The sequence below is a fragment of the Streptomyces populi genome, from assembly GCF_002911015.1.
Classification (GTDB): domain Bacteria; phylum Actinomycetota; class Actinomycetes; order Streptomycetales; family Streptomycetaceae; genus Streptomyces; species Streptomyces populi.
In genome coordinates this window covers 1-13,554 of record NZ_KZ626855.1, presented here as the reverse complement: position 1 = coordinate 13,554, position 13,554 = coordinate 1, and the positions used below count along the sequence as shown (strand labels likewise).

15 protein-coding genes are annotated in these 13,554 nt (G+C 73.9%); 11 read left to right on the top strand and 4 right to left on the bottom strand.

All coding sequences use genetic code 11. From position 1 onward, the window contains the following. Positions 1-24 precede the first annotated feature (24 nt). The 5 genes from CW362_RS11225 to CW362_RS11205 all read left to right on the top strand — a co-directional run bounded on the left by CW362_RS11225 (position 25) and on the right by CW362_RS11205 (position 4,703). Positions 25-1,158, top strand: a complete 1,134-nt coding sequence (locus tag CW362_RS11225; RefSeq protein WP_240657750.1) for an SDR family oxidoreductase — start codon at positions 25-27, stop codon at positions 1,156-1,158. Next, complete coding sequence (locus CW362_RS11220) at positions 1,155-2,099, top strand: nucleoside-diphosphate kinase (protein WP_103549238.1); 945 nt, start codon at positions 1,155-1,157, stop codon at positions 2,097-2,099. Before CW362_RS11225 ends, CW362_RS11220 begins: the two co-directional genes overlap by 4 nt. A gap of 11 nt (positions 2,100-2,110) precedes the next feature. Beyond that, positions 2,111-3,091: a ScbA/BarX family gamma-butyrolactone biosynthesis protein gene (locus CW362_RS11215; protein ID WP_162684041.1), complete on the top strand. Its 981-nt coding sequence runs from the start codon at positions 2,111-2,113 to the stop codon at positions 3,089-3,091. Positions 3,092-3,201: 110 nt separating this feature from the next. Further along, positions 3,202-4,053 (top strand): hypothetical protein, encoded by an 852-nt coding sequence (locus CW362_RS11210; RefSeq protein ID WP_103549236.1) that lies wholly within the window; start codon positions 3,202-3,204, stop codon positions 4,051-4,053. Continuing rightward, positions 4,050-4,703: a nitroreductase family protein gene (locus CW362_RS11205; RefSeq protein ID WP_103549235.1), complete on the top strand. Its 654-nt coding sequence runs from the start codon at positions 4,050-4,052 to the stop codon at positions 4,701-4,703. The genes CW362_RS11210 and CW362_RS11205 overlap by 4 nt, the downstream gene beginning before the upstream one ends. Before the next feature lie 71 nt (positions 4,704-4,774). On the opposite strand, the gene CW362_RS11200 is transcribed toward CW362_RS11205, so the two are convergent. Then, on the bottom strand, positions 4,775-5,515 hold the full coding sequence (locus CW362_RS11200) for a DUF4142 domain-containing protein (RefSeq protein WP_103549234.1): 741 nt from the start codon (positions 5,513-5,515) through the stop codon (positions 4,775-4,777). 385 nt (positions 5,516-5,900) lie between these two features. On the opposite strand from CW362_RS11200, the gene CW362_RS11195 reads away from it, so the two are divergent. The 3 genes from CW362_RS11195 to CW362_RS11185 are packed head-to-tail and all read left to right on the top strand — an operon-like array spanning position 5,901 to position 9,411. Then, on the top strand, positions 5,901-6,551 hold the full coding sequence (locus CW362_RS11195; RefSeq protein ID WP_103549233.1) for a TetR/AcrR family transcriptional regulator: 651 nt from the start codon (positions 5,901-5,903) through the stop codon (positions 6,549-6,551). After that, positions 6,548-7,909 carry an MFS transporter gene (locus CW362_RS11190; protein ID WP_103549232.1) on the top strand — a complete coding sequence of 454 codons (1,362 nt, stop codon included), beginning with the start codon at positions 6,548-6,550 and terminating at the stop codon, positions 7,907-7,909. The genes CW362_RS11195 and CW362_RS11190 overlap by 4 nt, the downstream gene beginning before the upstream one ends. Continuing rightward, positions 7,909-9,411, top strand: a complete 1,503-nt coding sequence (locus CW362_RS11185) for a pyridoxal phosphate-dependent decarboxylase family protein (protein ID WP_103549231.1) — start codon at positions 7,909-7,911, stop codon at positions 9,409-9,411. Before CW362_RS11190 ends, CW362_RS11185 begins: the two co-directional genes overlap by 1 nt. 49 nt (positions 9,412-9,460) lie before the next feature. Here the strand turns inward: CW362_RS11185 and CW362_RS43740 are convergent, their stop codons facing one another. The 3 genes from CW362_RS43740 to CW362_RS11175 all read right to left on the bottom strand — a co-directional run bounded on the left by CW362_RS43740 (position 9,461) and on the right by CW362_RS11175 (position 10,526). After that, positions 9,461-9,634, bottom strand: a complete 174-nt coding sequence (locus CW362_RS43740; protein ID WP_167455611.1) for a hypothetical protein — start codon at positions 9,632-9,634, stop codon at positions 9,461-9,463. 47 nt (positions 9,635-9,681) lie between these two features. Continuing rightward, complete coding sequence (locus CW362_RS11180; protein WP_103549319.1) at positions 9,682-10,038, bottom strand: PRC-barrel domain-containing protein; 357 nt, start codon at positions 10,036-10,038, stop codon at positions 9,682-9,684. 137 nt (positions 10,039-10,175) lie between these two features. Beyond that, entirely contained in the window at positions 10,176-10,526 is a 351-nt protein-coding gene (locus tag CW362_RS11175) for a cupin domain-containing protein (RefSeq protein ID WP_103549230.1), read from the bottom strand. A gap of 288 nt (positions 10,527-10,814) precedes the next feature. On the opposite strand from CW362_RS11175, the gene CW362_RS11170 reads away from it, so the two are divergent. The 3 genes from CW362_RS11170 to CW362_RS11160 form a co-directional block, all read left to right on the top strand. Beyond that, positions 10,815-11,117 carry a FeoA family protein gene (locus CW362_RS11170; RefSeq protein WP_206300930.1) on the top strand — a complete coding sequence of 101 codons (303 nt, stop codon included), beginning with the start codon at positions 10,815-10,817 and terminating at the stop codon, positions 11,115-11,117. Then, positions 11,114-13,063 carry a ferrous iron transporter B gene (gene feoB / locus CW362_RS11165; protein WP_103549228.1) on the top strand — a complete coding sequence of 650 codons (1,950 nt, stop codon included), beginning with the start codon at positions 11,114-11,116 and terminating at the stop codon, positions 13,061-13,063. The genes CW362_RS11170 and feoB overlap by 4 nt, the downstream gene beginning before the upstream one ends. 9 nt (positions 13,064-13,072) lie before the next feature. Then, positions 13,073-13,554: NifU family protein (locus CW362_RS11160; protein WP_103549318.1), on the top strand; the 482-nt coding region annotated here is incomplete at its 3' end.

The following is a 13,554-nucleotide window of genomic DNA, read 5'->3' as shown; positions in this document are numbered from 1 at the left end:
ACGTTCCGTGCGGAGGATCCACCGATGTCCGATCCGACGACCCCCGATCCGACGACCCCCGATCCGGCGGCGTCCCACCCGATGACGGTGCTGGTGACCGGCGCCAGCGGCTTCGTGGGCGCCGAGGTGACCGCCCGGCTCACCGCCGCCGGTCACAGGGTGCTGGCGGTGGTGCACCACAACGCCGACCTCGTCCGCAACAACGGCAGAAAACTCACCGCCGGTCCGGGCGCCGTCACCCGGATCACCGGCGACGTCACCCGCCCCGGCCTCGGGCTGAGCGGTGCCGACCGGCGCCTGGCCGCCGGTGCCGACCGGATCGTCCACTGCGCCGCCGTCACCGACTTCGGACTGCCGCCGGGCCGGTACGAACGCGTCAACGTCGAGGGCACCAGGCACGTCCTGGGCCTCGCCCTCGGGACCCGTACGCCCCTGGTCCACGTCGGCACCGCCTACGTGTGCGGGGAACGCGACGGCATCGCGTACGAGGACGAACTCGACCTCGGCCAACGCCCCGGCAACGACTACGAGAAGAGCAAACTGGCCGCCGAGACCCTGGTCCGCAAGGCCGCGGCGGACGGCCTGCCCGTGACCGTGGTCCGCCCGAGCATCGTCACCGGCGCCACCCGCACCGGCCGCGTCCGCGACCACAAGACCGTCTACCCCGTGCTCCGGGTCCTGACCAGGGGCCTGGTGCGCACGGTGCCCGGTCACCACGACGCCGTCCTCGACCTGGTCCCGGTCGACCGGGTCGCCGACCTGGTGACCGAGGCCGCCACCCGGTTCCGGGACGCCGAGGGCCGCACCCTGCACGCCGTCGGCCACGAGCTGACCCTGCGGGACATGTCCGACGTCCTCGCCGAGTACCCGTCCCTCCACGTGCCGCGGTTCGTCCCCCCGTCCGCGTTCTCCGCCACGGCCCTGCCCGGCCGCGAACGCCCCTACTACGACCGCGTCGTCTCCCTGTACGCCCCCTACTTCCGGCGCCGCGTCCGCTTCGACGCCACCCACGCCGAGGCCTTCGGCCACCGTCCGCCCGCGACGGGCGCGCACGCCTACCTGCGCCGCCTCCTCGACCACTGCCTCGCGACCGGCTATCTCGGCCCGCCCCCGCCCAGGGAGCCGGCCGCCCGACCCGACGGGAGCACCCACCGATGACCCTCGCCCACCTCGCCGAGCCCTCGTACGGCATACCCGTCTCACCGCTGCTGACCTGCCACCCCGACAAACAACGGCTGTACGGCGCGGACACCTACTACCAGGAGAGCCACGACCAGCTCGCCGCCCTCACCGACGACGTCACCGGCTTCGCCCACCGGCACGCGCTGCTGCTGCTCAAGCCCGACGCCGTCGTGGCGCGCAGGCTGGACGCGGCCGCCGACTGGCTGGCCGGGCAGGGTTTCACGATCGCCGGCGCGGGTGTCACCCGGCTGACCCGCACCATGATCCGCTCCCTGTGGTACTTCCAGTGGAACCTCGCCACCCCTCACCGCAGGCGGCTGGCCGCACTCTTCCTGGAGGACGCCGACGCCCTCGTCCTGCTCGTCCGGCCCGAGAACGACCTGGACGTGCCAGCCTCGGTCGAACTCACCCGGCTCAAGGGCCCCACGGACCCGGACGCCCGCCGGCCCGGCCAGCTGCGCCATCTCCTGGGCCGCTACAGCTACTTGCTGAACCTGGTGCACACTCCCGACGAACCCGCCGACGTGCTGCGGGAGCTGGCCGTCCACTTCGACGAGACCGAGCGCGACCGCCTGTTCCGCTCCGCCCTCGCCGGCGAGGACCGCGCCGCGCACGCGCACGAGCTGACCGGACTGCTGTACGCCGCCACCGAACCCCGGGACCTCGACTTCGGACCCGCCCTCGCACGACTGCGCGACACCGTGTCCCGGCACCGGGGCGCCGACCCCTCGGCCGCCCCGCGGGAGCTGCTGGAGAGCGCCTGGCGGAGGGGGATCGACCTCGACCCGTGGGACGCCGTCATCGTCGGCTCGAAGGTGCTCCCCATGCGACAGCCGGGCCGGGCGCCCGTGCTGGACGGAGCCGACGCCGACACCTGGCGCCGCCACCTGGACACCGTCCGCGCCACCGCGAACTGAGGAGCGGCATCGTGCAGTTCACCCCGACACTCCCCAAGGAACTCGTGCACCGCTCCGCGGTCGAGGAGGTCTTCCTGACCGACGCCGAGCGCCACGGCGAGGACGAGATGCTGCTGGCCGCACGCTTCCCCCGCCGCCACGCCTTCTACGACGACACCCTCGGCCCCGGCGACCGCCTCGACCCCTTCCTGCTGCTCGAAGCGTGCCGGCAGGGCATCTTCGTGGTGGCCCACCGCTACCTCGGCGTCCGGCCCGGACACAAGTTCCTGCTCCGGGCGGTCGAGTTCGAGGTGCCGGACCCGGCCGCCCTCACCCGGGGCGACCGGCCCACCGAGGCGGTCGTCACGACCCGGATCGAGAAACGGTTCGCCACCCGGGCCGAAGTGCGGGGCCTGCGGCTCCGCTTCGGCCTGTCCATCGGCGCCCGCGAGGCCCTGGCGGCCCGCATCGACTACTCCTGGATGCCGCCCGAGGACTGGACGAGCCTGCGGGCCCGGCAGCGCGGCGCGCTCGGCCTGCCCGCCGTGCCCGTCGCGCTGCGCGGACGCCACGTCGAACCAGCGCTCGTCGGCCGGCGCGCCTCGGCCAACACGGTCATCTCACCGCCGCGCACCACGGACGACGGCACCCACACGGCGCGCCTGCTGGCCGAGACCACCCACCCCACCCTCTACGACCACTGGGTGGACCATGTGCCCGGCATGCTGGAGCTGGAGGCATTCCGCCAACTCGCCCTGCGCGCCGCGGTGTCCGCCGGAACCGTCCGCACGCCCAGCCCGCTGCCGGTGGCCCTGGCCGCGCGGTTCCGCCGTTTCGCCGAGATGGATCTGCCGCTGGAGTGCCGGGCCGCTCCGGCGCCGCCGGGGGCTGCCGTCGAATGCACCCTGCGCCAGCCCGGCTCCGTGGCCGCCGAGGCCCGGATCAGGTTCGCCGACGCGGACGCCGGACCGGTACGCGCCCTGGCGGCGCCGGCCGTGCACAGGGCCGCATGAGGCCCCCGGCCGCACCCGCCAGGGAAGAACCCCCCTCGGGCGCACCCGGCCACGGGGACGCGGCGACCACCTTCACCGCCCGGCGAGTTCCCGCCAGACTGGGCCGTTTCGTGCTGCGCAGGTTCCGGCCGCACCTCTACGTCACCTACGGACTGCTGTGGGTCCTCGCGCTGGAGGGCTCGGCGGTGGCCGCGGCCGGCCCGGCCTGGCGCCCGTCCGGCGCCACCTGGATCCGGGTCGTCAGCGTCGTACTGGCCCTGCTGTTCCTGCGGATGCTGGACGAACAGAAGGACCTCGCCCACGACCGCGTCCACCACCCGGACCGGCCGCTCGTCACCGGCGCGATCACCGCGGCCGAACTGCGCGGCGCGATGGCGGCGGTCGCCGCGGTGGTGACCGGTCTGAACGCGGCCCTCTCGGCGGCCGACGCCCTGCTGATCCTCGCGGCTCTCGGGTACGGGCTGCTCCTCGCCCCGCTGGAGCGGCTGTCCCCCGCGGTGCGCGACCGGCCCCTGCTCGGCCTGGCGGTGACCTACCCGGTCCAACTGCTGCTCGGTGTCTACGTCTACGGGTCGCTCGTCGCCGCGGGAACCGTCACCGCCGACCGGCGCGGTGCCGCGCTGCTCACCCTGAGCGCCTGTGTCTTCCTGCACTTCGAGTTCGCCCGCAAGACCGCCTGGGAGGCGCCACCGGGCGCCCGTCCGTACTCGGCCGCTCTCGGACCGCGGCGCGCCGCCGCGGTCACCGCCGCCTTCGCGGCCGGGGCCCTCGCCTGCCAGGTCCTGCTGCTCGCCCCGCGGGGTCCGCTCGCGCTGCTGCCCTGCCTGGCGGCCGTCCTGCCCGCCCACGCCACCCGGCGGTTCCTGGCCGCGGGGCGCGGCGGGTGGCCGATGCCCGCCACGATCGCCTTCGTCGTGGCCACCCACCTCGGGCTGGTGCTCCTGGCGGTGCTGCTGCCGTGACCGACGGACTTCCCCTGTCCTGCGAGGAGCTGCTGACCACCACGCGGTCCGTGCGGCACGGTCTCGACCTGGACCGGGCGGTGGATCCGGCCCTGGTCGAGGACTGTCTGCGCATCGCCCTGCAGGCACCGAACGGCAACAACCGGCAGAACTGGCGCTGGATCCTGCTCACCGACCCGCGCGTCCGCGCGGACGTCGCCGAGGTCTACCGGGCCGCGTTCTACGAACGCAACGCCGCCGCTCTCGAGCGGCCGGCGGAACTGCCCGCGGCCACGCGCCCGGTGCTCACCGCGGCCCGGGCGCTGGCCGACCGGCTGCACCGGGTACCGGTCCTGGTCGTCCCGTGCCTCGAAGTGGCCGGCGGACGGCTGCCCCCGGGCAACCAGGCCGGTCTGTGGGGATCGTTGCTGCCGGCCGCCTGGAGCTACGCGCTGGCCGCCCGCAGCCGCGGACTGGTCACCGCCTGGACGGCCGTCCACCTGGACCGCGAGCAGGAGGTCGCCGACGTACTGGGCCTGCCGCCCACGGTGCGCCAGGGCGCGCTGCTGCCGACGGCCCATCCGCTGCGCACCACGTTCCGTCCGGGGCCGCGGCTGCCGTTGGAGCGGGTCCTGCACCGCGACGGCTGGCAGGGAACACGGCCGGTGTGAAGCCCGGGAGGGGGAACGCCCGCGGGTCCCGGCGGGTGTTCCCCGGACGTGGGGCCGCCGGGCCCCGCCGGTCAGCCGACGGTCGGGCTCGGGGTCGGGCTGTTGGTGTTCACGTTCAGGTCGGGGCGCGGGGTCAGGACGACGATCGGGGCGCCCGGCTGCGGCGCGGGCGGTGTGAGCTGGTCCTTGGGGAGCGTGGGCGGGGCGCTCTGCTGGGCGAGGACCGAGGGGAAGTCGATGGTGCCGGTCTTCTCCATCATGGTGATGTGGTCGAGGACCGTGTCGTTGGCGAGGTCCGCGAGCTCGCGCACGAGGGAGTTGTTGGTGTTGGCGCGCACCTTGGCGATCACCGAGAAGATGGAGCCGTGCGTGACGCGCAGGATGTTGGCGGCGGTCCTGTCGAACTCCTTGCCGCTCAGGGCCGCGGAGGTCGCCACGAACTGCTGCTGCTGCGGAGACGCCTGGTTGGGCAGGGTGATGTTGAGCTGGACGGCGACCTTGCGGTCCAGCTCGTCGAGGCGCGCATGACCCACTATCAGGTGCTTGCCGGCCTCCCGCATCGCCGGGGTCGAGCCCTTCTTCAGCGCGATCTCACCCAGGGGGTACTCCCACAGCCCGGCCGCGCGCACCTTGACGACGAAGTCGCGGTCGCCCTCGGTGAGCGGGCCCCACTGGGTGTCCGCGATGATGCGGGTCTGGGCGCTGGACGTGGTCTGGACGCCGAGCATGGTCGGGTATACCAGAGCGGCGAGAGTCAGGGTCACCGCGCCGCCCACGAAGACCGTTCCTGCCAAGTTGCGTGAGACGGGCATGATGCCTCCTGACGTATCGATCAGATTTCACAGGGGGTACGGATGTCACCGCCCCTTTGATCATTTTGACGGGTAAAATCTGGCTCCCTTCCTGTGTCGTGCGTCACAGCGGGCGCACAGGTCGGGGGCGTGCCGCTTCCGGTGCGCCGACGGGTGCGGGCACGGACGGGGACCGGGCGGCGCGACCGCCCGCCGAAGCCGGCCCGGAAGCATCCGTGAGGATATCCGGCGGGGGTGACCCGAGTCCGGCCGGAGGTGGCGGAGGCGTTCGGCGGGTGCGTCCGGCGGATGTGTCCGACCGGGGTGCGAACGGTCCGGCGGAGTCCGCGAAATTCTCTCCATCAATCGATTGATCGATGCCTCCGGGCGGCATATCCTCCCCGCCATGTCCGACTCGCCACCCGCCTCACCGGCCCCCGCCCCGCCGCCCGCCGACGCCAGTCGCGAGCGCATCATCGCGGCCGCCACCTCCCTCTTCGCCGAGCACGGCTACGACGGCACGAGCACCCGCCGGATCGCCGCCGACGCGGGGCTGAACATGGCCACCGTCGCCTACCACGTCGGCGGGAAGCCGGACCTCTACCGGGAGGTCATGCTCCGCGCCCACCTCGCCGAGCAGCGCGTGCTCACGGACGCGCTGGCCGCGTTCCGGGAGACCGCGCCCACCGACCCGGTCGCGGCCGTCACCGAACTGGTCGACCGGTACCTCGACTTCTGCCTCGACCAGCCCCACATCCCGGCCCTGTGGATGCGCCGCTGGCTCTCGGACGCCGCCGAGTTCGCGGACCTGGAGGCCGCCTACGCACGGCCGCTCATCGAGGCGGTCCGTGACACCGTGCGCGAGGCCGTCCCGGCCGGGGCCGCCGCACCCGCCGACGTCGAGATGACCGTCTGGACGGTGCTGTGGAGCACCCACGGCTTCTGCCGCTCGGGCATCCGCGCCGAGGTCCCGCGCTTCCGCGCCCACCTGCGCGCCCTCGTCCTGCGTGATCTGGGGCTGGGCGCCCCGCGGCCGCGCGAGGGGGAGCGCGGATGACGACGGCCCTGGTCCCCCCGCCCGCCGTCGGCGGCCTCACCCGGCGCCGTCTGTTCGTCTACGGCCTCGGCTCGGTCGGCACCGGCCTCTTCTCCACCGTCCCCGGCCTGCTGCTGCTCTACTTCATGACCGACACGCTGGGCGTCCCCGCCGGAATCGCCGGACTCGTGGTCGCCCTGCCCAAGGCCTGGGACGCCGTGTTCAACCCCGTGGTCGGGGCCGCGAGCGACCGTGAGGCCGTCCGCACCGGCCGCAGGACGCGACTGCTCGTCGCCGGCGGGCTCGCGCTGCCCGTCACGTTCGCGGCGATGTTCCTGTCCCCGATGACCGGCACGGGCGCGGCCGCGTGGGTGACGGTGACCTTCGTCCTGGCGGCGAGCGCCTTCTCGCTGTTCCAGGTGCCCTACGTCGCCCTGCCCGCCGAGATGTCGCCCGTGCCGTCCGTCCGCACCCGGATCATGGTCTGGCGGATCGTCTTCCTGACCCTCGGCATCCTCGTCGCGGGCGGCGCGGCACCCCTCGTGGTCGACGCCGCGGGCGGAGGCCGCAAGGGATACGGAGCGATGGGGCTGACCGTGGGGCTCGTCATCGCGGCGGTCCTGCTGGTCCCCGCGCTCGGTACCCGCTGGGTGCGCTCACGGCCCGGACCCGAGCCCCTCGGGCTGGTCGCCGCCTTCCGCACCGCACGCGGCAACCGCGCCTTCTTCGCGCTGCTGCTCTCCTTCGTGCTCCAGGCCGCCGCCGTCGCGATCATGCTCGCCGCCGCGCCCTACGTCGCCACCTACCGCCTCGGCGGCTACGGCCTGACCTCGATGCTCTTCGTCTGCCTGGTCGCCCCCAGCGCCGTCGCCGTCCCGCTCTGGGCCAAGGCCGCCGGGCGCTGGGGACGGCTGCGCTGCCTCACGGTCGCGACCTGCGGCTACGCCCTCGGCGCGGTGGGCCTGTTCCCGGCCGCGGGCGGTGGCGGCACCGTGTCGGTCGCCCTGACGCTCACGCTCTGCGGGCTGCTCGGCGTCTGCTACGCGGCCCTCCAGGTCCTGCCGCTCGCCCTGCTGCCCGACACGGTGCACGCCGACACGGCCAGGACCGGACAGGTCCAGTCGGGAGCGTTCACCGGACTGTGGACGGCCGGCGAGACCGTCGGCCTCGCGGCCGGCCCCGGCGCGTACTCGATCGCCCTGGCCTCCACCGGCTTCGTCTCCTCGACCCTGGACCACCCGGTCGCCCAGACCGCCACCGCGCGCACCGGAATCCTCCTGGGCTTCAGCCTCGTGCCCGCCCTGCTCATGCTCCTCTCCCTCCCCGCCCTGCGCGCCTACGGCCGCCGCCGCGCCGCGCGAGAAACGGAAACCGCCTGATGACGACTTCCCCGCGGACCACGGCCGACGCCCCGGCCGCCCACCCCGGCCTGCCCGAGACCGGTCGCTCCGGCGCCGACCTCCTCGCCGAACTGGCCGCCCTCACCGCCGCCGACCTGCCCACCCGGGGCGGGAACACCACCGCCTACGTCTACGACAGCGGCCGTCCCGAGGTGCGCGAGGCCGCCGAACGCGCCTATCTGACGATGATGGAGGTCAACGGTCTGGACCCGACCGCGTTCCCCAGCATCGTCGCGCTCGAACGCCAGGTCGTCGGCGCGACCGCCGCCCGGCTCGGCGGTGACGACAGCACCCCGGGCATCTTCACCAGCGGCGGCACCGAGTCGATCATCCTCGCGGTGAAGGCCGCCCGGGACGCCCGCCCGGACGTCCTCGCCCCGGAGATCGTCGTCCCCGTCACCGCCCACGCCGCCTTCCACAAGGCCGGCAGCTATCTGCGGGTCACCGTGCGCAGCGCGCCCGTCGATCCCGGGACCTACCGCGCCGACCCCGCCGCCATGGCCGGACTCTGCAACGAGAACACGGTCCTCGTCGTCGCCTCCGCCCCGTCCTACGCCCACGGCGTGATCGACCCCGTCGCGGAGATAGCCGCCGACGCCGCCGCCCGTGGCATCCCCTGCCACGTCGACGCGTGCGTCGGGGGCTGGCTGCTGCCCTGGCTCGCCGAGGCCGGCGCCACCGTCCCGGCCTTCGACCTCTCCGTCCCCGGCGTCACCTCCCTCTCCTGCGACCTGCACAAGTTCGGCTACGCCCCCAAGGGCGCCTCCGTCCTGCTGTTCCGTGACGAGGCCCTGCGGCTCGACGCCTACTACGCCTGCGCGACCTGGCCCGGCTACACCGTCGTCAACTCCACGATCCAGAGCAGCAAGGGCGCCGGCCCGCTCGCCGGGGCGTGGGCCACGCTGCAAGCCCTCGGCGCCGACGGCTACCGCGAACTGGGCCGCGCCGCCCTGTCCGCGACCCGTCGGCTGATCAGCGGCGTCGAGGAGATCGACGGCCTCACCGTCCTCGGCACCCCCGAGGCGACCCTGGTCGCCATCGGCACCGACCCGGCGGCCCCGGCCCCGCTCGACCTCTTCGCCCTCGCCGACGAGACCCGCGCCCGGGGCTTCTTCCTCCAGCCGCAGCTCAGCCTCGACGGCCTCCCGGCCAACCTGCACCTGACCCTCACCGGGGTGAGCGAGCGGGGCGTCGAGGAACTGCTCACCGTCCTGCGCGAGTGCGCCGACGCCGTCCGTCCGCTCGGGCCCCCGACGCCGCCCGCGGACATCGTCGACCTGCTCACGCAGGTGGACCTGACCGAACTCGACAACGCGTCCTTCGCGGCGCTGCTCCCGGCCGCGGGGGTCGACCCGGCCGGTGAGAACGCGGCCCGGATGGCCCCGGTCAACCGCCTTCTGGACGCCCTCCCGGCAAAGACCCGCGAGGTGATCGTCACCCGTTTCCTGTCCGCGCTCTACAGCCCGTACCTGGGCGGGTGACCGCCGCGCCGCGGCGACCGGTCCGCGCCGGCCGGGGCGGACGCCGCGCTCACCGCGCGACGCGCTGCTTCCGGCCGCCGCGGCGCAGGCGCGCGCCGGCGTAGACGAGGTCCAGGAGAAGGACGACGACGCCGATGACCAGTAGGTAGAACAGTCCGTGGGCGGCGACGCCGATGAGGCCCAGCACCACTGCCACGAGGATCAGGAACAGGAACAGGCTCATCGGCTCTCCCGGCGGCTCTCGGCCCGGTCCTCCGGGCGGCTCTCGGATCAGCGACGGGCGAGACGGCGCTCGCCCTTGAGGCCCGGCACGTATGCGAGTTCGTAGTGCGCGAAGACCTCCGGCTCGTCCGTGGCGGGCAGCACGCCGTCCGTGTCGATGGAGGGGGCCCTCTTCACCAGGTTCCTGTCGTGCGCGACCCTCAGGTAGCCCGGCCCGACGGTCGCGCGGTCCAGGGGGACGAACACCAGGCGGCGGCGCGTGGGCAGGCCCACGGTCACGGTGGCGAAGGAAGGATCGTCGGTGGCCGTGTCGACGTAGACGGACTCCAGGGTGCCGATCTTGTGGCCCTCGGGGTCCACCACGTCGTGACCACGCCATTCACGGATGTCACCTGCCTCGAACATCATGTACCTCCACAGGTGCGGTACCCCCGATCGTCGGCCTGATGCACGGGCCGCCCCGGTCGCCCCGCCGGGAAACCGGTGGTCCATGCGCCGATCATGCCGCTTCCGGGACCGGTCCGGCCCGCCCGAGGGGCCGGTCAGGTCCCGGACGGAGCGTCGGATCCGGACGGCTCGCGGCCGGGCAGCATGGTCAGCAGCATGACGCTCGGCTCCGTGGCGCGGACGGTGTGCGGCAGCCGTGCGGGCAGGTGGATCCAGCTCCCCGGCAGGGCCTCGGTCTTCTCGTCGCCCAGGACGAGGTCGAGGCGGCCCCGGACGACCTGGACGACCACGGGCAGGGCCGAGGTGTGTTCGGTCAGTTCCTGGCCGGCGGCGAAGGCGAATCCGACCACGCGGATCCGGTCGTCGCGGTACAGGACGCGGCTGAGGGTGCCGTCCTCGGGCACGGTCAGCTCGGCGGCCAGGTCGGTGATCACGGTGGCGTGCATGGGGTGGCTCCTCGGTGCCGGGAACGAGCGGGACGGCGACCGGGCTGATCGCGCCCGGGCGGGTGCGGCGGGCTGACAGCCGGCCGTGCCGCCGAGGCGAACCTAACGCGGGGGCGGTGGTGCGCGGTGGGCCGTGTGGTCCCGTCCGGCAGGGCCGAGGGGCCCATGCCGTGGGGCCGCAAGCTCCCCGTGTCTCCCGCGCGGCTGAAGTTAGCCTCGCCTCACTGATGGTCCCGATGTTCTTTCCGCGGGGCGGTTCCTGCCCGGCTCGACGTGCTGGAGATGCGGATGAGTGCCATGAACGAGGTGCGTGAGGCGGCAGCCGGCCGGAGAACCGCCGTCGTCGATGCCGTGCCGCGCTCGCTGGCGGACCTGACGCCGGGCGCCAGTGCCACGGTGACGAGGGTGGCCGCCGACGCGCCCGCCGTGGCGCGCCGACTGCACGATCTCGGCTTCACCCCCGGGGCGGTGGTGGAGGTGGTACGCCGGGCGCCGTTGCGCGACCCCGTCGTCTACCGGGTCAAGGACTACGAGGTGTGCCTGCGCCGGGCACAGGCGGCGTGCGTGCACATCGCGGAGGTGGACCGGTGAGCGACGGCTGCCACGGTGACAGCGGCACGGAGGCGACCCTCACCGGAGTGCCGCGGATCGCTCTGGTCGGCGCCCCCAACTCGGGCAAGACCAGCGTCTTCAACGGCTTGACGGGCCTGCGCGCCAAGACCGGCAACTACCCCGGGGTGACCGTGTCCCGGTTCGTCGGGATCTCCCGGACGGGCCGTGACCGGCACGTGGTGGAGGACCTGCCGGGCACCTACAGCCTCGACCCGATCAGCCCGGACGAGCGGATCACCGTCGACGTACTGCACGGCAGGCTGGAGGGCGCCGGGCGGCCGGACGCCCTGCTGGTCATGGCGGACGCCACCACGCTGCGGCGGTCGGTGGGCTTCGTGGCCCGTGTGCTGGCCCTCGGCCTGCCGGTCTGCGTGGTGCTGACCTTCACCGATGAACTGGCGCGCCGTCAGGGCGGCCTGGACGTCGAGGCGTTCGCCCAGGCGCTCGGCGTGCCCGTGCTGCCCGTGGTCGGCCACCGCGGACACGGCGTCGCGCGACTGCGCGAGCAGCTCACCACCTGGCGCACCTGGTCCGTCCCGGTCGTGGCCCCGCCCACCGAGCCGGGCGAGCGGGACGCCTGGGCGGAGTCGGTCCTGGCCTTCGCCGGCTACCGGCCCCCCGAGCGCCACCGGGCCACCCGGCGCGTGGACGCGGTGCTGCTGCATCCGGTGGGGGGCACGGTGGTGTTCTTCGCGGTGATGGGGCTGTTCTTCCAGACCGTCTTCACCTTCGCCGCCCCGCTGCAGGGCGGGGTGGAGTCGCTCTTCGCGTGGTTGTCGGGCCAGGTGCACGATCATGTCGGCGATCCGTGGCTGTCCGGGCTGCTGGGCGACGCCCTTATCGGCGGTGTCGGCGGCGTGCTCGTCTTCGTCCCGCAGATCGTCCTGCTGTTCCTGCTGCTGGCCCTGCTGGAGGGCGTCGGCTACATGGCGCGGGCGGCGTTCCTGATGGACCGGGTGATGGCCCGCGCCGGGCTGGAGGGCCGCGCCTTCGTGGCGCTGCTGTCGTCGTTCGCCTGCGCGATCCCCGGCATCATGGCCACCCGTACCCTGCCCTCCGCGAAGGACCGGCTGGCCACGATGATGGCCGCCCCGCTGATGACCTGCTCGGCGCGGCTGCCGGTCTACGTCCTGCTCATCGGCCTGTTCGTCGACCCCTCCGCCAGGGTCGGCCCGTTCGGCGCGCAGGGCGTGGTCATGTTCGGCCTCTACCTGCTCGGAGCCGTCTCCGCGATGCTGGCCGCCTGGGTGTTCAAGAAGCTCGGCGACCGCCACGGCCAGGTGGTGCCGTTCTTCATGGAGATGCCGCCCTACCGGCTGCCCGCCCCCCGCGCGGTGCTGGTGGCGATGTGGTCCTCCGCGCGCGCCTTCCTGCGCAAGTGCTCGACCGTCATCGTCGCCACGAGCGTCGTGCTGTGGCTGCTACTGAACCTGCCCCTGCACACGGCGGCGCAACTGCACGCGGCCGGCGTCGACACCACGGACTCCGTGGCCGTGTCCGCCTACACCGCCGACCACAGTTACGCCGCCGGTCTGGGCCGCGCGGTCGCCCCCGTCTTCGAACCGCTGGGCTTCGACTGGCGCATCAACATCGGTGTGCTGTCGGCGCAGGCCGCCCGGGAGACCTTCGTCGCCACCATCGGACAGGTGGCCGCCGCCGAGCAGCCGGAAGCGCCGGACCGGGCGCTGCGTGCCATGACCTACACCGACGGACCGCACGCCGGGGAGCGGGTGTTCACCGCGCCGACGATCGCCGCGCTGCTGGTCTACTTCGTGTACGCCCTCCAGTGCATGGCCACGGTGGCGGTACTGCGCCGCGAGACGGGCACCTGGAGATGGCCCGCGATCGCCCTCACCTACCTGACGGCACTGGCCTGGCTCATGGCCTACCTGGCCCGGACCGTCACCGTCGCGCTGGGCGGGTGAGCCGTCGTGATGATTCCCCTGCACCCGCAGCGAGTGCCCGGCCGGCCCGGGCAGTTGCGCTGGATCATCCCCGCGGGGACGCTCCCCGGCGTCCCCGCAGGCCCGCTCGCCGCGGTACCCGGACCGCTGGCGGCGCTGTTGGGCGATGCCACCCTCGAACGGATCGCGGTGGAGACCACGGCCGTGATCACCGTACTCGGCGCCGGTCGTGACTGGAGGGACGAGGGCGCGCGGGTCCGCTCGGCGCTGCACGCCGCCCTCGGCGATCCCGCCGGATGGGTGGTGGAGGCCGACGCCCGCGTGGGTGACGACGCGTCGCTGTACCGCGCGGCGCAGGAGGTCCTCGCGGGGGAGGTGGGCGCCTTCGCCCGGTCCCACGGAGGGGACATCGACCTGGTCGACGTGCACGACGGCGTCGTCACGGTGCGCCTCGGCGGTGCCTGCCACGGCTGTCCCGCCGCCTGGTTCACGCTGCACCGGCGTCTGGAACG